Origin of the sequence: Citricoccus sp. (genome assembly GCF_035445025.1) — a bacterium.
Lineage (GTDB): Bacteria > Actinomycetota > Actinomycetes > Actinomycetales > Micrococcaceae > Citricoccus.
On sequence record NZ_DAOMPX010000006.1, the window covers coordinates 100,493 to 119,396 of the forward strand.

The 18,904-nt window shown below is 72.6% G+C and carries 16 protein-coding genes; 4 read left to right on the forward strand and 12 right to left on the reverse strand.

Annotated features, from left to right (window positions below):
- Positions 1–2 precede the first annotated feature (2 nt).
- Together PLJ28_RS04010 and PLJ28_RS04015 are read right to left on the reverse strand one after the other, a co-directional pair.
- Positions 3–695, reverse strand: a complete 693-nt coding sequence (locus PLJ28_RS04010; RefSeq protein ID WP_221243365.1) for an alpha/beta fold hydrolase — start codon at positions 693–695, stop codon at positions 3–5.
- Between the two features lie 71 nt (positions 696–766).
- Positions 767–2,704: an AMP-binding protein gene (locus PLJ28_RS04015; protein WP_183526689.1), complete on the reverse strand. Its 1,938-nt coding sequence runs from the start codon at positions 2,702–2,704 to the stop codon at positions 767–769.
- 120 nt (positions 2,705–2,824) lie between these two features.
- Between PLJ28_RS04015 and PLJ28_RS04020 the strand changes: the two genes are divergently transcribed.
- Genes PLJ28_RS04020 through PLJ28_RS04035 form a run of 4 tightly spaced genes read left to right on the forward strand, consistent with a single transcriptional unit; the run spans position 2,825 to position 7,205 of the window.
- The gene (locus PLJ28_RS04020; RefSeq protein ID WP_183526691.1) at positions 2,825–3,541 is read left to right on the forward strand and encodes a GntR family transcriptional regulator; all 717 of its coding nucleotides are present in this window, start codon (positions 2,825–2,827) and stop codon (positions 3,539–3,541) included.
- 12 nt (positions 3,542–3,553) lie between these two features.
- Positions 3,554–5,071 carry an MmgE/PrpD family protein gene (locus PLJ28_RS04025; protein ID WP_298044347.1) on the forward strand — a complete coding sequence of 506 codons (1,518 nt, stop codon included), beginning with the start codon at positions 3,554–3,556 and terminating at the stop codon, positions 5,069–5,071.
- Positions 5,071–6,018: a methylisocitrate lyase gene (gene prpB, locus PLJ28_RS04030; RefSeq protein WP_183526697.1), complete on the forward strand. Its 948-nt coding sequence runs from the start codon at positions 5,071–5,073 to the stop codon at positions 6,016–6,018. Before PLJ28_RS04025 ends, prpB begins: the two co-directional genes overlap by 1 nt.
- 26 nt (positions 6,019–6,044) lie before the next feature.
- Complete coding sequence (locus PLJ28_RS04035; RefSeq protein WP_183528434.1) at positions 6,045–7,205, forward strand: bifunctional 2-methylcitrate synthase/citrate synthase; 1,161 nt, start codon at positions 6,045–6,047, stop codon at positions 7,203–7,205.
- Positions 7,206–7,328: 123 nt separating this feature from the next.
- Here the strand turns inward: PLJ28_RS04035 and PLJ28_RS04040 are convergent, their stop codons facing one another.
- From PLJ28_RS04040 to PLJ28_RS04085, 10 genes are all read right to left on the reverse strand, one after another.
- On the reverse strand, positions 7,329–8,276 hold the full coding sequence (locus PLJ28_RS04040; RefSeq protein WP_298044349.1) for a hypothetical protein: 948 nt from the start codon (positions 8,274–8,276) through the stop codon (positions 7,329–7,331).
- Between the two features lie 158 nt (positions 8,277–8,434).
- Complete coding sequence (gene xerD / locus PLJ28_RS04045; RefSeq protein WP_183526703.1) at positions 8,435–9,457, reverse strand: site-specific tyrosine recombinase XerD; 1,023 nt, start codon at positions 9,455–9,457, stop codon at positions 8,435–8,437.
- On the reverse strand, positions 9,454–10,122 hold the full coding sequence (locus PLJ28_RS04050; protein WP_183526705.1) for an NUDIX domain-containing protein: 669 nt from the start codon (positions 10,120–10,122) through the stop codon (positions 9,454–9,456). Before PLJ28_RS04050 ends, xerD begins: the two co-directional genes overlap by 4 nt.
- A gap of 5 nt (positions 10,123–10,127) precedes the next feature.
- Positions 10,128–11,864, reverse strand: a complete 1,737-nt coding sequence (gene pyrG / locus PLJ28_RS04055) for a CTP synthase (RefSeq protein WP_183526708.1) — start codon at positions 11,862–11,864, stop codon at positions 10,128–10,130.
- A gap of 58 nt (positions 11,865–11,922) precedes the next feature.
- On the reverse strand, positions 11,923–13,686 hold the full coding sequence (gene recN / locus PLJ28_RS04060) for a DNA repair protein RecN (protein ID WP_298044356.1): 1,764 nt from the start codon (positions 13,684–13,686) through the stop codon (positions 11,923–11,925).
- Positions 13,683–14,855, reverse strand: a complete 1,173-nt coding sequence (locus PLJ28_RS04065) for an NAD kinase (RefSeq protein WP_298044357.1) — start codon at positions 14,853–14,855, stop codon at positions 13,683–13,685. The genes recN and PLJ28_RS04065 overlap by 4 nt, the downstream gene beginning before the upstream one ends.
- An 88-nt stretch (positions 14,856–14,943) precedes the next feature.
- Positions 14,944–15,792: a TlyA family RNA methyltransferase gene (locus tag PLJ28_RS04070; RefSeq protein ID WP_183526718.1), complete on the reverse strand. Its 849-nt coding sequence runs from the start codon at positions 15,790–15,792 to the stop codon at positions 14,944–14,946.
- Positions 15,789–15,962, reverse strand: coding sequence for a hypothetical protein (locus PLJ28_RS04075; protein WP_183526739.1), 174 nt, complete (start codon positions 15,960–15,962; stop codon positions 15,789–15,791). The genes PLJ28_RS04070 and PLJ28_RS04075 overlap by 4 nt, the downstream gene beginning before the upstream one ends.
- Positions 15,959–16,795 carry an HAD-IIA family hydrolase gene (locus PLJ28_RS04080; protein WP_183526753.1) on the reverse strand — a complete coding sequence of 279 codons (837 nt, stop codon included), beginning with the start codon at positions 16,793–16,795 and terminating at the stop codon, positions 15,959–15,961. Before PLJ28_RS04080 ends, PLJ28_RS04075 begins: the two co-directional genes overlap by 4 nt.
- A 3-nt stretch (positions 16,796–16,798) precedes the next feature.
- A complete protein-coding gene (locus tag PLJ28_RS04085) occupies positions 16,799–17,686 on the reverse strand; it encodes a tetratricopeptide repeat protein (protein ID WP_183526755.1) in 888 nt (295 codons plus the stop codon).
- Positions 17,687–18,904 lie beyond the last annotated feature (1,218 nt).

Below are 18,904 nucleotides of genomic sequence, written 5' to 3' on the forward strand. Positions count from 1 at the left end.
GCTCACCCGGCGGCGTCCGCGATCAGACCGGCCAGTTCCCGGGGTCGGGACCACATCGGCCAGTGCCCGGTCGGCAGGTCCACGTAGCGCAGGTTGCGGTAGTACGGCAGGGCGGCCAGGAAGGGGACGCCCTGTCCGGCGTAGGAGCGGTACTCCTCGCCGCTGTACTCCGTGCAGACCACGGTGGAGGCCACGTCGTGGCGCCGGTCGTCCGAGAGCCGGACGGCAGTGGTCAGCACGGTCGCCGCCTCCGGGACGGCGCGCTCGCGGAAGGTCTGCAGTTGCCGGTCCGTCAGGTCGCGCAGCGCGCCACCCTCCAGTTCCCTCGCCCACGCGTCCTCCAACCGGTACCACTCGGCCGTGAGACCGGGGTCCATGGCGTACCCGTCGGGCACCGGGGCGGTGTCGACCCACACGGCGTGGTCCACCAGTCCGGGGTGCTGGTCGATCACCAGGGTCCCGGCGATGGCCGCCCCGCTGTGCACCACGAGCACGCGGCGTCCGGTCGTGCGGTCCAGGGCCGCCAGGATCGCGTCGGCCTGGTCCTGCGGCCCGTCGGCCCTGGTCCCGCGCCCGGGCAGGGTCGGGGTCGCCACCGCGAGGCCCCGTCCGTCCAGGTCCGCCCGGACCTCGTCCCACGCCCAGCCGCCCAGCCAGAACCCCGGCACCAGCACGATCTGCGGCGGACTCGTCATGGGCGCAGTCTGGCACGGCCCCGGCCCCGGCGCCACGGTGGGGGCACGCGCGCGGACTCCGGACGTCCCGGTCAGGCGCGCAGCTGGTCCGCGATCCGGTCCAGCACGGAACGGTCCTCGATCGTGGAGGGCACCACGTAGTCCTCCCCGTCCGCGATCTGGCGCATCGTCTTGCGCAGGATCTTGCCGGAACGGGTCTTCGGCAGGGCCTCCACGACGGTGACCTGGCGGAAGTCGGCGACCGCGCCGATGGTCCCCCGCACCGTGGACCGCAGCTCCGCCAGCAATTCCTCGGGGTCCTCGGGCACCTCGACCCCGGACTTCAGCACCACGTATCCCGCGGCCCGCTGGCCCTTGAGCGGGTCGGCCAGGCCGATCACCGCGCATTCGGCCACCGCCGGATGGGCGGCGAGCGCCTGCTCCAGCGCCCCCGTGGACAACCGGTGACCGGCCACGTTGATGACGTCGTCGGTGCGGCCCATCACGAACAGGTAGCCGTCCTCGTCGATGAGGCCGGAGTCCCCCGTCGCGTAGTACCCGGGGAAGGCGCTGAGATAGGAGTCTATGAAGCGCTGGTCGTTGCCCCACAGGGTGGCCAGCGTGCCCGGGGGCAGCGGCAGGCGCAGGCAGATGTTGCCCTCGGTCCCGGCCGGCACCGGTTCGCCCGCACCGTCCAGGACCTCCACGGCGTATCCCGGCGAGGGCCGGGTGCAGGAACCGATCTTCACGGGCAGTTCCTGCAGTCCGACCGGGTTCGCCCCGATCGGCCACCCGGTCTCGGTCTGCCACCAGTTGTCGATGACGGGGACCCCCAGCAGGTCCCCGATCCAGCGCTGGGTCTCCGGGTCCAGCCGCTCCCCGGCGGCGAACAGGACCTTCAGCCCGGACAGGTCGTGGTCGGCGGCCAGGGCTCCCTCCGGGTCCACCTTGCGGATGGCGCGCAGCGCGGTGGGGGCGGTGAACAGCGAGCGCACGCCGTGCTGCGCGGCCACCCGCCAGAAGGCACCCGCGTCCGGGGTGCCCACCGGCTTGCCCTCGTAGAGCACCGAGGTGGCCCCCACGAGCAGGGGGGCGTAGACGATGTAGGAGTGCCCGACGACCCAGCCGACGTCGGAGGCGGTGAACATCACCTGGCCGGGGCCGACGTCGTAGATGTTGGCCATGGTCCAGGCCAGGGCGACCGCGTGCCCGCCGTGGTCCCGCACCACGCCCTTCGGCGAACCGGTGGTGCCCGAGGTGTACAGGACGTACAGCGGATCCGTGGCGGCGACCTCCACCGGCCCGGCGGGCAGCGCGGTGGACACCGCCTCGTCCCAGTCCACCCAGCGGGTGCCCGCGGTCCCGGACGCGACGTCGGCCGGGTCCGTGGCGAATCCGTCCCGGCGCCGCGCGACGACGGCGTCCACCCGGTGGCCGGCCAGGGACAGGGCCTCGGCGACGGCCGGCAGGTACTCGACCCTGCGGCTGGGCTCGATGCCGCCGGAGGAGGTGACGATGACCTTTGGCCGGGCGTCGTCGATGCGGGTGGCCAGTTCCTTGGGCGCGAAGCCGCCGAACACCACGGAGTGCACCGCTCCGAGCCGGGCACACGCCAGCATGGCGACCGGGGCCTCGGGCGTCATCGGCAGGTAGATCACCACCCGGTCCCCCCGGCCGACGCCCAGCTGCCGCAGCACGCCGGCGAAGGTGGCCACCCGGTCGGTGAGCTCGGCGTAGCTGATGTGCTCCACGGTGCCGAGCACCGCGGAATCGTAGATGATGGCGGTCCGGTCCCCGTGGCCGGCGGCCACGTGCCGGTCCAGGCAGTTCGCCGCGGTGTTGAGGGTGCCGTCCGGGAACCATCGGTACATCGGGGCCGCGGCGCCGTCCAGCGCCCGGGTGGGGGGACGGGTCCAGTCGATGGCGCGGGCGGCCTCGAGCCAGAAGCCCTCGGGATCGTCGATGGATCGTCGGTAGACCTCGGCGTAGTCGTGGTCCGGCCCGGTGGTGGCGTGCGCTGCTGGGGTCATGGGCACAAGATATGGCCCGGGTCACGCCCCCGTCTAGGGTCTGTATACGCAAAATTCCGGATACGGGGAATTTCCGGGCGAAGATGCCCTGGATGGACTTCTTGTGTATACACTGACCCTGTGCGAGCCAGTGAACGTGCGTACCAGGCCTTGCGGCAGGACATCATCGATGGACACCTGCCGCCCGGGGCCGTGCTCGGCGAGGTCGAGCAGTCCGAACGCCTCGGGCTCTCCCGCACGCCCCTGCGCGAGGCCATCGGACGGCTGGTGGCCGAGGGACTGGCAGAGCCCTCCACCGGCCGCGGTGTCGTCGTCACGAAGGTCTCGCTCGCGGAGGCCGGCCTGCTCTTCGACCTCAGGACCGCCCTCGAGGGCCTGGCCGCCCGCCGCGCGGCGGAGCATGCCGACGCCGCGCTCTTCGTGGACCTGGCCGATCGCTTCGAGGCGGCGACGGAACCGTTGCGCGGCGGGGCCGACCCCACGGAGTACTACGCCCTCACCGAGGAACTCGACGCCGCCGTCGACGACGCCTGCGCCAACCCCTACCTGGCGCAGCACCTGCGCGGCCTGCGGGTGCACCTGACGCGCCTGCGCCGGTTCTCCCGCAAGGACCCCGCGCGGCTGGCCGCCTCCGCCACGGAGCACGCCGCGATCGCCCACGCCCTGGCCGCACGCAACCCGGAACTGGCCGCGGCCACCACCACCATGCACCTGCAGCACGCACTGGCCCACCTGCAGTCACACCAGGAGGGCGCCGGACCGGCGCGCTCGGACCCCCGGCCCGGCACCCCGCCGGGACACGAGACCCAGCACGACCATGACACCGTCACGACCTGAGGAGAGAACCCCATGATCAACCACGACGTCCGCGTCTACCGTTCCGAGGAGAACCTGGACCGCAAGGACCAGCTGGCCTGGAAGATGGCCGAGGTCGCCACCGACCCGGTCGGCATCGACCCCGAGGTCGAGGAGATGGTCATCAACCGGATCATCGACAACGCCTCCGTGGCGATCGCCTCGCTGAACCGCGGTCCGATCGTCGCGGCCCGGGCCCAGGCCCTGACCCACGCACCGTCCACCGGGGGCACCGGTGCCTCCGTCTTCGGCATCACCGAGAAGGTCTCGCCCGAGTGGGCGGCCTGGGCGAACGGCGTGGCCGTGCGCGAACTGGACTACCACGACACCTTCCTGGCCGCCGAGTACTCCCACCCCGGTGACAACATCCCCGCCATCCTCGCCGTGGCCCAGCACCGCGGGTCCACCGGCGCGGACCTGATCCGGGGCATCGCAACCGGGTACGAACTGCAGGTGGACCTCGTCAAGGCGATCTGCCTGCACAAGCACAAGATCGACCACGTCGCCCACCTCGGTCCCTCCGCCGCCGCCGGCATCGGCACCCTGCTCGGCCTCGACACGGAGACGATCTTCCAGGCCATCGGCCAGGGCCTGCACACCACCACCGCCACCCGGCAGTCCCGCAAGGGCGAGATCTCCACCTGGAAGGCCCACGCCCCGGCCTTCGCCGCCAAGATGGCCGTGGAGGCGGCCGACCGCGCCATGCGCGGCCAGACCTCCCCCGTTCCGATCTACGAGGGCGAGGACGGCGTCATCGCCTGGCTGCTGGACGGCCCGGACGCCCGGTACTCGGTGCCCCTGCCGGCCCCGGGAGAGGCCAAGCGCGCCATCCTGGACACCTACACCAAGGAGCACTCCGCCGAGTACCAGGCCCAGGCCTGGATCGACCTGGCCCGCAAGCTGCACGGTGAGCACCCGGAGGCCACCGACCCGGAGAACGTGGAGTCGGTGCTGATCAGGACCTCCCACCACACCCACTACGTCATCGGCTCCGGGGCCAACGACCCCCAGAAGTACGATCCGCAGGCCTCGCGGGAGACCCTGGACCATTCCATCCCCTACATCTTCACCGTGGCCCTGCAGGACGGCTCCTGGCACCACGTGGACTCCTACGCCCCCGAGCGGGCCGCGCGCCCGGACACCGTCCAGCTGTGGCACAAGGTCACCACCGAGGAGGACCCGGAGTGGACGCGCCGCTACCACTCCCTGGACCTCAACGAGAAGGCCTTCGGCGGCGCGGTGGAGATCACCCTGACCGACGGCACCGTCATCCGCGACGAGATCGCCGTGGCCGACGCCCACCCGCTGGGTGCCCGCCCGTTCGGCCGCGAACAGTACATCGCCAAGTTCCGCACCCTGGCCGAGGGACTGGTGGCCCCCGAGGAGATCGAGCGCTTCCTTGAGGCCGCCCAGCGCACCGCCTCACTGGGCGCCGGGGACCTGGACCAGCTCAACATCACCGCCGCCGAGGGCGTCATCGACCTGGCCGCCGCACCGGAGGGACTGTTCTGATGCTGTACTCGACACTCACCGCCGAGCAGAAGCGGGTCCGGCTCTCGGAACTGCTGCAGCCCGGAGCGGCCGTGCAGTTCCCGGGCGCCTACACCCCGATCTCGGCGAGGCTGGTCGAGGAACAGGGCTTCTCCGGGCTCTACATCTCCGGCGCCGTCCTGGCGAACGAGCTCGCGCTGCCGGACATCGGGCTGACCACCCTGACCGAGGTGGCCCAGCGCGCCGGGCAGATCGCCCGGATCACGGACCTGCCGGCGATCGTGGACGCGGACACCGGGTTCGGCGAACCGATGAACGTGGCCCGGACCATCCAGGAACTCGAGAACGCCGGACTGGCCGGCTGCCACCTCGAGGACCAGGTCAACCCGAAGCGCTGCGGCCACCTGGACAACAAGGCCGTCGTGGACCTGGCCACCGCCACCCAGCGGGTGGCCGCGGCCGCGAGCGCCCGCCGCGACCCGAACTTCCTCATCATGGCCCGCACGGACGTCCGCGGGGTCGAGGGGGCCGGCGGCCTGCGCGCGGCCGTGGACCGGGCCAAGGCCCTGGTGGACGCCGGGGCGGACGCCATCTTCCCGGAGGCCATGAAGGACCTGTCCGAGTTCGAGGCCGTCTGCTCCGCCGTGGACGTGCCCGTACTGGCCAACATGACCGAGTTCGGCAAGTCCGAGCTGTTCACCCGTGAGCAGCTCGCCGGCGTGGGCGTGGCCCTGGTGATCTACCCGGTCACCCTCCTGCGCACCGCACTGGGTGCCATGGAACGGGTCCTGTCCACCATCCGCACGGAGGGTACCCAGCAGGGCGGGGTCGGTGAGATGCTGACCAGGGCGCGGCTGTACGAGCTCGTGGACTACGAGGGCTACAACGGCTTCGACTCGGGTGTGTTCAACTTCCAGGTGCCCGGGCTGGACACCGCCTCCTCCCCCGGCCGCACCGACGCCGGCTGACCCGTCACGCGAAAGGACTCGAGATGATGACTGAGACCGAGATCGAGATCAAGAAGGGCCTGGCCGGGGTGGTGGCCGACTACACCGCCATCTCCAAGGTCAACCCGGACACCAACTCCCTGCTCTACCGGGGTTACCCGGTCCAGGAGCTCGCCGCCGCCCTGCCGTTCGAGGCCGTGGCCTACCTGCTGTGGAACGGGGAGCTGCCCACCGACCGGCAGCTGGCCGACTTCACCGCCCACGAGCGGGCCCACCGCGCCCTGGACGAGCACGTCAAGGCGGCCCTGGACGCCCTGCCGGTCGACTGCCACCCGATGGACTCCGTGCGTACCGCGGTCTCCATCCTGGGCGCCCAGCACCCGAAGGCGGAGGACTCCTCCCCGGAGGCCGAGCTGGAGAAGGCGACGACCCTGTTCGCCCAGCTGCCCGCCGTCGTCGCCTACGAGCAGCGCCGGCGCCACGCCGGCGGGCCGGCAGAGCCGGTGCCCGCGCGCGAGGACCTGGACTACTCGCAGAACTTCCTGTGGATGACCTTCGGCGAGGAGGCGGCCCCGGAGGTCGTCGACGCGTTCCGGATCTCCATGGTGCTGTACGCCGAGCACTCCTTCAACGCCTCGACGTTCACCGCGCGGGTCATCACCTCCACCCTGTCCGACCTGCACTCCGCGGTCACCGGCGCGATCGGCGCCCTCAAGGGCCCGCTGCACGGCGGTGCCAATGAGGCCGTGATGCACACCTTCGACGAGATCGGGATCCGTCCCGAGGAGTCCCAGGAGGAGGCCAAGGCCCGGGCCAAGGCCTGGATGGAGGATGCCCTGGCGAGCAAGAAGAAGGTCATGGGCTTCGGGCACCGCGTGTACAAGCACGGCGACTCCCGCGTGCCGACCATGAAGAAGGCCCTCGACGCGATGATCGAGCACTTCGGCCGGCACGAGATCCTCGGCCTGTACAACGGCCTGGAGCAGGCCATGGACGAGGCCAAGGCCATCAAGCCCAACCTCGACTACCCGGCCGGGCCCACCTACCACCTGATGGGCTTCGACACCGAGCTGTTCACCCCGCTGTTCATCGCCGCGCGCGTCACCGGCTGGACCGCGCACATCATGGAACAGCGTGCCTCCAACTCGCTGATCCGCCCGCTGTCCGCCTACAACGGACCCGACGAGCGGCACCTGCCCGGCGCCTGAACCGCAGCGGCGTATCGTCCGGGGCTCCCGGACACGACGACGGCCGGTCGCCTTCCCGCGGGGAGGCGACCGGCCGTCTCCGGCTCGCGTCCAGGACCCCGGACGGACGAGGACGCGTCCGTGTCAGGGGGCGGTGACCTGCAGGGACGTTGCCACGTCGCGCAGCTCGGAGTACTCCTCGGTCTCCAGCACCGCGCGCAGGGCGTCCTTGCCCTCCCGGCCGGTGATCGCCTCGGCATCCGACTGCGCGATGCGGCCCTGCAGGAAGCTGGCCGTCCCCTGCCCCGTGCCCGGGGCCGCGGGCAGCACGAAGGTCCAGCCGCTCCAGTAGTCATCGCCCGGCGCCTCCGGGTCCACGTCCTGGGGCACGCCCACCACCTGGACCGCCAGCCGGTACTCCTCCCCGTCGAAGAACCCCTCGTCGCCCCGCAGCCCGTTGTCCCTCAGGATGGCCGCGCGGTACCAGGTGTCCTCCTCCCCGTACTCCGGGTCCGCCGGGAGGCCCCGCAGCCGCTCGGCGTCCACGACCTCGACGACGTCGGGCTTGGCGCCGTCACCGTCCGTGGGCCCCACGCCGGTGTTCGCGGAGAAGACGGCCGTCCCCTCCGGGTTCTGGAAGACCCACCGCTCGTTCTTCACGCCGTACGCCTCGGTGGTGTCCGGGCCGGCCAGCTCCTCACTGATGGTCCAGTCGGCCGGCAGCGTCCACCGGAAGTGACCCCCCTCCGTGCTGTGGGTCTGCGTGGACCCGTCCCCGTCCTCGGCGCCCTCGCCGTCACCGGGCGCCCCGCTGGCCGTCGGGGTGGGACTGGCAGCGACGGACCCCGTGACGTCACCGGACTCCGTGGCTCCTGCGGCCTCGGTGGACTGGACCGCCGCGGACTCCGACGGGCCGGTGGCCTCCGAGGAGTTCCCCCCACCGGGCACGGCGGCACAGGAGGCCAGGGCCAGGACGGCGGCGAGGCCGAGGGCTACGGGCGTCCGGCGCCAGCACCGGGACGCCGCCGACTCACCGGGGACACCCCTGTCGTCGTCCTGGTCGCCGCCCCGCTCCGTGCCGTACCCCATCATGGACTCCCTCCCGCCGGGGCGCCCCGGCGGCGCCGACGACTGTCTCACTGCGGCCGTCGGTCGAGCGGACGGCCTCCGTCCATCTGAGCATCCCCGTGCGGCGCTGTCACGCGGTACTGCCGGGCTGACCGGTGACGTTGCGGGATCGTGATGGAGCCCTAGGCCCGGGCGCGGGGGTGCGCGGCGGCATAGACCTCCCGCAGGGTGTCCGCCGTGACGAGGGTGTAGACCTGCGTCGTGGTCACCGAGGCGTGGCCGAGCAGTTCCTGCACCACGCGGACGTCCGCCCCGCCCTCGAGCAGGTGGGTGGCGAAGGAGTGGCGCAGGGTGTGCGGGGAGACCTCGGTCCCGATGCCCGCGCGCTCGGCCGCCTTCTTCAGGATCGTCCAGGCGGACTGCCGGGACAGCCGGCCGCCCCGCTGGTTCAGGAACAGGGCCGGTCCCCCGGTGCCCGGCTGGGAGGCCAGCGCCGGGCGGCCGCGCACCAGCCAGGCCTCGATCGCCGCGGCGGCGTAGGAGCCCAGCGGCACGATCCGCTCCTTGGAACCCTTGCCGAACAGCCGCACGACGGCGGGTCCGGACTCCTCGTCCCCCTCGCCCCGGTCGCCGGACGGGTCCGCACCGGCGTCCGGACCGGCACCGGTCGGGCCGCGGACCGCGCCGACGACGTCGTCCACGTCCAGCCCGACCGCCTCGGAGATCCGGGCGCCGGTGGCGTAGAGGAACTCGAGCAGCGCGCGGTCCCGCAGTCCTGCGGGCGTGTCCGTGGGCACCGCCTCGAGCAGGGCCGTCACCTGGTCCACGCGGATGGCCTTCGGCAGTTCCCGGGCCGGTCGTGGTGGGGTGACCTCCCGGGCGGGGTCCGTCTCCGTGAGGTGTTCGAGCGTCCAGAATCGGTGCATGCCTCGCACCGCCACGATGGTGCGCGCCGCGGACCGCGGGGCCAGGGGGTGGCCGCCGTCGGCACCGGTGCCCAGGGCCTGGAGGAATCCGGTGACGTGCCGCCGGGTGACGTCCTGAGGCTCCACCACGCCTTCGGCCACGAGCCAGCGCAGGTACCGCGTGACGTCCCGCCGATACGCGCCCAGCGTGTTCGCGGACATCCCCCGCTCCACGGCCAGGTGGTCCAGGTAGGCCTCCGCCGGCCGGACCAGGGACCGCGGGAGCTCCTCGTCGGTCACTGGCCGGGGACGGAGGCTGAGGTCGTGGTGACCTGCCACGGCGCGTCTGCCGGGCGCAGCCCGGAGAACCCCTGCGCGGCGTGCACCCGCAGGGCCAGCAGGCCGATCGCGGTCGAGGGGTTGCGCAGCCGGCCGGAGAGCACGGCCTCCACGGCCTCGTCCACGGGCACCCAGGCCAGCGGCATGCCGGCCTCCTCCCCCGTCCGCTCGTGTCGCTGGTCCTCCGGGACCTCGCTCAGTCCCCGGGCCAGGAACACCCGGATCCCCTCGGAGGAGGACCCCGGCGTGGTGTAGAAGTCCACGAGCACGTCCCAGCGGCCGGCCCGCAGGTCGGCCTCCTCGGCCAGCTCCCGCTGGGCGGCGGCGAGCATCGGCTCGCCGGCCACGTCCAGCAGGCCGGCGGGGACCTCCCAGAGCTCCTGGCCGACGGGATGCCGATACTGCCGGATCATCCGCACCCGGTCCCGGTCGTCGAGGGCGACGATCGCCACCGCGCCCGGGTGGCGGATGAACTCCCGCACCAGAGGTTCCTCGCCCTCATGCATGCGGAACGACTCCCGGGCGACGTCCCAGACCTTGCCCGCGAACGCCCTCTCGGTCTCCTCCGCGGTGCGGGCCGCGGGCAGGTCGGCCAGCGGGCCGCCGTCGTGGGGGATGTACGCCATGCGGATCAGCCCGTCCTCCCGGCCCGCTGGTGCTCCAGGCCCGCGGCCACCAACCCCTGGAACAGCGGGTGCGGGTCCGTGGGGCGGGACTTGAACTCGGGGTGGGCCTGGGTGGACACGTAGAACGGGTGGGCCTGTCGCGGCAGCTCCACGAACTCCACGAGGGTGCCGTCCGGGGAGGTGCCCGAGACGACCAGTCCGGCTTCCTCGAGCTGTTCGCGGTAGGCGTTGTTGACCTCGTAGCGATGGCGGTGCCGCTCGCTCACCTCCGTGGTGCCGTAGGCCGCGGCGACCACCGAGCCCTCTCTCAGGGCCGCAGGGTAGGACCCCAGGCGCATGGTGCCACCGAGGTCCCCGCCGCCGGAGACGATGTGTTCCTGCTCGGCCATGGTGGCGATGACGGGGAACGCGGTGTCCGGCTCGAACTCGGTGGAGGAGGCGCCCTCCATCCCGAGGACGTTGCGGGCGTACTCCATGACCATCGTCTGCAGGCCCAGGCACAGCCCGAGGGCGGGGACGCCCCGTTCGCGGGCGTGGCGCAGGGCACCGATCTTGCCGTCGAGGCCACGCACGCCGAAGCCACCCGGCACGCAGATCGCGTCGACTCCGGCCAGGGCGCGTTCGGCACCGGCCTCGGTGGAGCACTCGTCCGAGGCGACCCAGCGGATCGTGACCCGGGCGTCGTTGCCGAAACCGCCGGCCCGAAGGGCCTCCGTGACGGACAGGTAGGAGTCCGGCAGGTCGATGTACTTGCCCACCAGCGCCACCTCGACCTCGTGGGCCGGGTGGTGGACCACCTCGATGAGCCGGTCCCAGGTGGACCAGTCCACGTCCTTGAACTTCAGGTCCAGCGCCTGGACCACGTATGCGTCCAGCCCCTGGGCGTGGATGATCTTGGGGATGTCGTAGATCGAGGGGGCGTCGGCGCAGTTGATCACGGCGTCGTTGTCCACGTCGCACATCCGGCCGATCTTGTCCCGCACGTCCTGGGGGACCTCACGGTCCGAGCGGATGACGATGGCGTCCGGCTGGATGCCGATGGAGCGCAGGGTGGCCACCGAGTGCTGCGTCGGCTTGGTCTTCAGTTCCTGGGACGGGCCGATGTAGGGCACCAGGGAGACGTGCACGAAGAACACGTTGTCCCGCCCGATGTCCTGGCGGACCTGCCGGGCGGCCTCGAGGAACGGCTGGGACTCGATGTCCCCGACCGTGCCCCCGATCTCCGTGATGATCACGTCCGGTGCGGTCCGGCCGGCGGTGCGGTGGTCCTTGCGGTCCTCACTGCCGCCCCACGTGGCGGGCAGGCGCATGCGGCGCTTGATCTCGTCCGTGATGTGCGGGATGACCTGGACGGTGTCACCGAGGTAGTCGCCGCGGCGCTCCTTCTCGATGACCGTGGAGTACACCTGGCCGGTGGTCACGTTGTTCAGCCCGTCGAGGTCCTCGTCCAGGAACCGCTCGTAGTGGCCGATGTCCAGGTCCGTCTCGGCACCGTCCTCCGTGACGAAGACCTCGCCGTGCTGGAAGGGGTTCATGGTGCCGGGATCCACGTTCAGGTAGGGATCCAGCTTCTGCATGGTCACGGACAGTCCGCGCGCCTTGAGCAGGTGGCCCAGGGAGGACGCCGTCAGTCCCTTCCCGAGCGATGAGGCGACCCCGCCGGTCACGAAGATCTGGCGGGTCGCGTTGGGCGTTTTCAGGAATCGAGAGGTTCTTTGCACCACGGAGTTCGATCGTAGCACCACACCGGTTCCCCGCCGCCGGCCCGGGGCCGGTGCCCTGCGGGACCGCCGCGGGGGCTCAGGCGTGCGAGGCCTCGAGCAGTTCCCGGGCGTGGTCCCGTGCGGACCCGGATCCCGCCCGTCCGGCGAGCATCCGCGCCAGTTCCTCCACCCGGTCCTCGCCCTCCAGGGTCTGGACGTCGGAGGTGGTGAAGCCGGCGTCGCTGTCCGAGTCCTTGGTCACCTTCAGGTGGCGGTCGGCGAAGGCCGCCACCTGGGGCAGGTGGGTGACCACGATGACCTGGACGTGCTGGGCCAGCCGGGCCAGCCGCCGGCCGATCTGCACGGCGGCCTCTCCGCCGACGCCCGCGTCCACCTCGTCGAACACGAACGTGGGCACCGGGTCCGTGGCGGCCAGGACCACCTCCAGCGCCAGCATCACGCGCGAGAGCTCACCGCCGGAGGCGCCCTTGCCCAGGGGACGCGGGGCGGAACCGGCGTGGGGCTGCAGCAGCAGCGCGACGTCGTCGGCACCGTGGGGGCCCGGTTCACCGCCACCGGTGACCGAGGCATGGAACGTGGCGTCCGGCATGGACAGCGCGTGCAGCTCCTCGGTGACCTGTCCGGAGAGGTCCTGCGCTGCCGCGGTGCGCAACCGGGTGAGCTCTGCCGCCCCGGCCAGGACGGCCGCCTCGAGCCGTTCGCACTGCTCGGTGAGCTCCACGATGCGGCCCGAGTCGCCCTGCAGCTCGTCGAGCCGGGCGCGGTGGGACCGCGCCCAGTCGAGCACGTCGGCCAGTTCCGGGCCGTACAGCCGCATCAGCCGGGTCAGTTCCGCCAGCCGGGACTGCGCCGCGTCGAGGTCGGACGCGGCGTCGTCGTCCAGGCGGGCCGCGTACCCGGCCAGGTCGGCCGAGACGTCCGCCAGTACGATGCCCACCTCGGCCAGCCGTGCGGCCAGCCCGGTCAGCTCGGCGTCCTGGCCGGGTGCCTGCAGCAGGGCCTGGCGCGCCGCCTCCACGAGGGCCTCCGCGGCCGGGACGTCCACCGCCTCCGCCACGTCGGCACCGGCCAGGTGGGCGTGGGCGCCCAGGGACGCCGCCCGCAGCTCCTCGACGTTCTCCAGCCGCTGGATCCGGACGCGCACCTCCTCGTCCTCGCCCGGCGTCACGTCGGCCTCGTCGATCTCCTCGAGCGCACGCTGCAGGTTCTCGGCCTCGCGGGCGCGGTCCTGCTCGTGCAGCGTGATCTCGGCCAGCTCGGCGCGGGCGGCACGCCAGGTGTCGAAGTCCCGCCGGTAGGCCGCCAGCGCGGTGGCCAGCTCCTCCCCGGCGAAGGCGTCCAGCGCGTGGCGCTGGGCCGTCGCGGACTTCAGCCGCAACTGGTCCGTCTGTCCGTGCACCGCCACGAGGTGTCCGCCGATCTCCCCGAGGAGCGCCACCGGCACGCCGCGCCCGCCCGCCGAGGCGCGGGACCGCGAGGACCCCCCGGCCGCGCCCACCGATCGGGTGACCACCAACGAGCGGTTCCCCGGCCCGCGGCCCGGGGCATCGCCGTCGTGACCCTCGTCGTCGACCTCGTCCAGGACCGCCCCGGCCTCCTCGGCGAGCCCGACGGCGGCGTTCCCGGCTGCCAGCCGGAACCCCGCCTCGACCGTGGCGTGGGAGGCGCCGTGGCGCACGGCCCCGGCGTCGGCGCGCGCCCCGAGCAACAGGTTCAGGGCGGTCACGACCATGGTCTTGCCGGCTCCCGTCTCACCGGTGACCACGGTGAACCCGGGGTCCAGGTCCACGGTGGCGTCGCCGATGACACCCAGGGAGTCGATGGACAGGTACTCGATCATGGCCGGCCGCCTCCGGGCTTTCGGTCCTCACGGGCCTCTGCCGGGGTGGTGCTGGATCGGGCCAGGGGCAGCTTCTCGTCCTCGCGCACGACCACCGGGATGGCGGCCGTGGCCGGTGGGACCACTCCGGGACGCGGTGCCAGGTGGTGCGGCTCGACCACGGAGACGCCGGGCGAGCCGGGTACCTTGGCGTCGGTGTGCCGGGCGGCGTAGCGCGCCTCGCGGGCCGCCACCTCCTCCCGGTCCTGTTCGGTGACCGGCCCGCGCCAGCCCTTGGTGGGCAGGTTGAACTTGCGCACGAGGCGCTCGGAGAACGGGGTGCGGGACAACCGGGCGATCCGGACGGGGTGTTCCGAGCGGGTGACCTCGATCCGGGCCCCCAGCGGCAGGTCGACGGTCCGCCGGCCGTCGCACCACAGGACGCCGGGTTCATTCGTGCGCGGGAGCACCTCCACGGTCAGGACCGAGTCCGGGGAGACCACGAGCGGACGGGCGAACAGGGCGTGGGCGCTGATCGGGACCATGAGCATGGCGCGCACCTCGGGCCAGACGACCGGGCCGCCCGCGGAGAAGGCGTACGCGGTGGAGCCGGTGGGGGTGGCCATCACGATACCGTCGCAGCCATAGGTGGAGATGGGGCGGCCGTCCACCGCGGTGATGACCTCGAGCATGCGTTCGCGGTTGGACTTCTCCACGCTCGCCTCGTTCAGAGCCCAGGTCCGGGCGACCAGGACGTCGTTCTCGAAGACGCGGACGTCGATCGTCATCCGTTCCTCGACGGTGTAGTCCTCGTCCACGACCGCCTCGACCGTGCGGGTGAGGTCGGTGCGCTCGGACTCGGCCAGGAACCCCACATGCCCCAGGTTGACGGCCAGCAGGGGAACACCGGCCTCACGGACCAGTTCGGCGGCGCGCAGGACGGACCCGTCACCGCCGAGGACCACGCCGAGATGGATGTCGGTCAGGTCGCAGTCCACCCCCAGCGTCTCGGGGCGGGTCGCCAACGGCGGCACCACGTCCGAGTGGATGGCCTCGCGGATGGCGATGGCATCGCCCTCGAGCAGGACCGGGACCAGCCCGGACTCCTGGAGGCTCGCACACGTGCGGAGGGCGGCGCGGATGGCGTCCTCACGGCCGGTGTGGGCGAGGACGAGGATTCGGCGAGCCATGGGCACAAGGATACCCACGCTCCGTGGCCGGCCGGACGCGAGACGTCCGCGGTGTGGATGGACCGGGCGGGCCCTGCATCCGGCCCGGTCAGTCCCAGTCCACGACCTGCCGGGACCACCAGTCCCCACCGGGCGCGGGATCCGGTGCGCCGTCCGTGCCGTCCGGGGTGCCGGGGGCACCCCGGCGCAGCCACAGGAAGAACTCGGCATTGCCGTCCTGCCCGGGCAGCGGCGACCGGGCGAGTCCCCGTGGCTCCAGCCCGGCCTCGAGGGCGGCGTCGACCACCCCGGCGACGGCACGGCGACGGGCCCGGGGGTCCACCACGACGCCGGTGCGCGGCAAGGCCTCCCGGCCCACCTCGAACTGGGGCTTGACCATCAGGACCAGGTCGGCACCGGGCCGGCACGCCGCGGCCAGCGGCGCCATGACCAGGCGCAGCGAGATGAAGGAGAGGTCGGAGACCACCAGGTCCACGGTCCCGCCGATCCGCTCCGGGGTCAGGTCCCGGATGTTGAGGCCCTCGTGGACCTCGACACGCGGATCGAGGCGCAGCTCGTCCACGAGCTGTCCGTGGCCCACGTCGACCGCGACCACCCTGGTGGCGCCCGCGCGCAGCAGGACGTCGGTGAATCCCCCGGTGGAGGCCCCGGCGTCCAGGCAGCGCAGACCGGCGGGGACGACGCCGGCGAACACCTCCAGCGCCCCGGCCAGCTTGTGCCCCGCCCGGGAGGCGTAGCGCGGACCCCGTGCGGACAGCGCCAGCACGTCGTCCGGGCCGCACTTCTGCGACGGCTTGGTGGCCGGGGCGCCGTTCACGGTCACCTCCCCGGCGCTCACCATCCCCGCGGCCTCACTGCGGGACCGGGCGAGCCCGCGACGGGTCAGGGCGACGTCCAGCCGTTCAGCACCGGCCGTCGCAGCTCCCGAGCGGCTCACGGCGTCCCCGGCAACCGAGGCTGTTCCTCGAGGAGGCGGGACAGGGCATCCAGTGCCGTCCGGTAGGCCTCGACCTCGTCCCCCGGGCTCAGTGCGTCGGCCCCGTCCAGGCCGGACACGATGGCGTCGGCCGCGGGATCACCGGTGGGCTCGGGCCACCCCGCGCTCACCGGTCCGTCCCCGTAGCCGCGGACCACCGTTCCGGGGGCGCCTGCAGCAGGGCGGGCAGGCCGTCCAGGACCCACGTCGGCTGGTGGTCGCAGGGCGCTGCCCGCGTCGTGTCGTGGTCATCGACGCCCGTGAGCACCAGCGCGGTGTCGAATCCCGCACGGTTCCCGCCGAGGATGTCCGTGTCGAGACGGTCACCGACGACGAGCGGACGACGACCGCCCAGTCGCTCGGCGGCCAGCCGGAACAACACCGGCTCCGGTTTTCCCGCAGCGACCGGGACGGTACCGGTCGCGCGGGCCACCGCCTCGACCAGGGCGCCGTTGCCGGGGGCGATCCCCTCGGCGCGGGGAATCGTCAGGTCGGTGTTGGTCGCCACCCAGCGGGCACCGGACCGGATCGCGAAGGCCGCCTGGGCCAGGTCCTTCCAGCCGACCGAGGGGTCGAACCCCTGGATCACCGCCTCGGGGTCCTCGGCGGCCGATTCGGCGACCTCGTGACCTGCCCCGGACACGAGGTCGCGCAGGTGGTCGGAGCCGACGACCAGGACCCGGGTGGTCCGGCCCTCGAGCTCCTCGCCCAGCAGGGCCACACCGGCGGCGGCGGAACCGAGCACCTGCTCACCCGCCACCGACAGTCCGAACGAGTTGAGGTGCTCGGCCACGGACTCGGGCGAACGCGAGGCGTTGTTGGTCACGTAGGCGACCGGGACATCCAGTGCGTCGAGCTCCCGGAGGGTCTCCACGGCGCCGTCGATAGCGTGCTCACCCGCGTAGACGACGCCATCCAGGTCGCACAGCAGGACGTCGTGCCCGTCGAAGAAGCGTGCAGCCACGGATCAGTCGCCCTGCGGGTCCCGGTCGGGGCGGGACGCAGAGTCCGGACGCTGTCCCGGATGATCGTCCGGCGCGTCCTCCCACGGCGCGGCACCCTCGGACGCGTCCTCGCGGGAATCCACGACGACGAGTCCCTCCTCCGCCAGGTCGTCAGCGACGGCGCGGTCCCTCCCGGGATGGTCATCATCGGGCTGGCCGTCCTCGGAGCCCGCGGCGGCCGGAGCGGGCGTGGCCGCATCGCCCTCCGTCTCCTCTCCGGTGCTCCCGGGTGGGACCAGGTCACGGGCCCGGGGACGACGCTCCGGTCGCACGTCCTCCTCCACCCCGAAGTCCACGATCTCCGGGTCCGAGAACTCTCCGATCCCGAGGGCCCGCTCCGCGACCCGCGCCTGGTGGCGCCAGTCCTTCGCCTCACCGCCTCGCCCGGCCTCCTCGAGGGCATCGGCATAGGCCCGGAACAGTCGGGGACTGAAGGAGAACCCGCGGTTCCGGTCGAGCTCGGGGACCTGCAACACCTTCAGTGCGGAATCGACGTCCCCGAGGTCGCGGTGGACGCCGGACAGCACCATGACGAGTTCCACGCGGACGGCGCGGTCGAGGGTTCCCAGGTCCACCTCGCCGGCCAGCTCCAGTGCCTTGGAATGACGACCGAGGGCACGTTCGCTGTCCACCATCTCGGGGAGGTGGGTGTGGTCACCGGTGATGCGGCGATAGGTCCGGAACTCGCGCAACGCCTCGGCATACTGCCCCGCGGCGTAGGCCGTCAGCCCGACGGCCTCGCGGACGCAGCCGAGTCGGCCGCCTCGGCGGCTGGCCGCCAGGGCGTGCTCGAACGACAACTGGGGATCGATCTCGAGCAGCCGGCCGGCCATGACCAGGTGCTTGGCCACCCAGGGACGATTGCGCTCGTCCAGCGAGTCGAGTTCCCGGCTGGTCGCGCGATCCAGCTCCCTGCCGGTGACGTCCTCGTCGATCTCCGGGGACTTGGCACGGTCGGGGCGGTTGGCACTGCGCAGGTCGCTGGGGTTGTGATCGGGCGCGCTGTCGCCCCGGTCGCGGAACCCGCGACGGTCCGGGCCGGCACCCCGGCCGCGATCCGCTCCGGGGCGCCCACCGCGCTGATCCTCCCGGAAGCGGTCGTATCCGTCCCGGTGATCACGACGGGGACGATCTCCCCGCTCGCCACGGTCGTCCCGCTGGTACCCACCCTCACGGCGAGGGCGATCACTCCGGTCACCCCGATCGTCTCGGCGGTAGCCACCGCCTGGATTGTCCCGGCGCGGACGAGGGCCCCGCTCACCGCGGTCATCCCGGCGGTAACCGCCCTCACGGTCGTCCCGACGCGGTCGTTCCCCACGCGCGCCCCGGTCGTCCCGCTGGTACCCACCCTCACGGCGCGGGCGATCCCCGCGGTCACCTCGGTCGTCCCGGCGGTAGCCACCCTCACGGTTGTCCCGGCCCGGGCGATCACCACGGTCACTCCGCTCGTCCCGGCGGTATCCGCTGTCCCGGGTGTCCCGGCGAGGACGATCCCCGCGCTCACCGCGGTCGTCCCGCTGGTACCCGCTCTCCCGCCGAGGCCGTTCCTGACGGCCCTCACGGTCGTCCCGACGGTACCCGCTGACGCTGCGGTCACCGGAGCGGGGCCGGTCCTCACGGCGCGGACCGTCCTCCCGACGGTAACCCCCGCCGTCAGACCGAGCGGGTCGCCCCTCGCCGGCATCACGACGAGCGGACGACGAGCCTCCGCGCTCGGAACCGTATCGACCGGAGTCCCGGCCCGTTCCGGCACGCCCAGACTGGCCGCGGGAGTCATAGGAACGGCGATCGTTCCGGGGGCCGCCGCGGGACCCCCGCCCGGTCTGTCCACCGGTCTGCTTCCGGTCGCGGCCGGCTGAACCGGGGCGTTCCTCGTTCTCAGACATCCAGGATCCTCTTTCCTTCAGGTGCGACCGCAACCCGGAATAGGGCAGGGCTGCCGATCGGCCACACCAGAGTAGCCGACATGGTTAAAGCAAGGAGGCCCCGCACATACAGTGCGGGGCCTCCCTTGAATGGTTGTCCGGCGGCGTCCTACTCTCCCACATCCTCCCGGATGCAGTACCATC

Excerpts from the sequence above, each read along its gene's own strand:
- PLJ28_RS04010 (WP_221243365.1), bottom strand. The coding sequence starts at position 695 with ATGACGAGTCCGCCGCAGATCGTGCTGGTGCCGGGGTTCTGGCTGGGC.
- PLJ28_RS04015 (WP_183526689.1), bottom strand. The coding sequence starts at position 2,704 with ATGACCCCAGCAGCGCACGCCACCACCGGGCCGGACCACGACTACGCC.
- PLJ28_RS04025 (WP_298044347.1), top strand. The coding sequence starts at position 3,554 with ATGATCAACCACGACGTCCGCGTCTACCGTTCCGAGGAGAACCTGGAC.
- prpB (WP_183526697.1), top strand. The coding sequence starts at position 5,071 with ATGCTGTACTCGACACTCACCGCCGAGCAGAAGCGGGTCCGGCTCTCG.
- PLJ28_RS04035 (WP_183528434.1), top strand. The coding sequence starts at position 6,045 with ATGACTGAGACCGAGATCGAGATCAAGAAGGGCCTGGCCGGGGTGGTG.
- PLJ28_RS04040 (WP_298044349.1), bottom strand. The coding sequence starts at position 8,276 with ATGATGGGGTACGGCACGGAGCGGGGCGGCGACCAGGACGACGACAGG.
- PLJ28_RS04050 (WP_183526705.1), bottom strand. The coding sequence starts at position 10,122 with ATGGCGTACATCCCCCACGACGGCGGCCCGCTGGCCGACCTGCCCGCG.
- recN (WP_298044356.1), bottom strand. The coding sequence starts at position 13,686 with ATGATCGAGTACCTGTCCATCGACTCCCTGGGTGTCATCGGCGACGCC.
- PLJ28_RS04065 (WP_298044357.1), bottom strand. The coding sequence starts at position 14,855 with ATGGCTCGCCGAATCCTCGTCCTCGCCCACACCGGCCGTGAGGACGCC.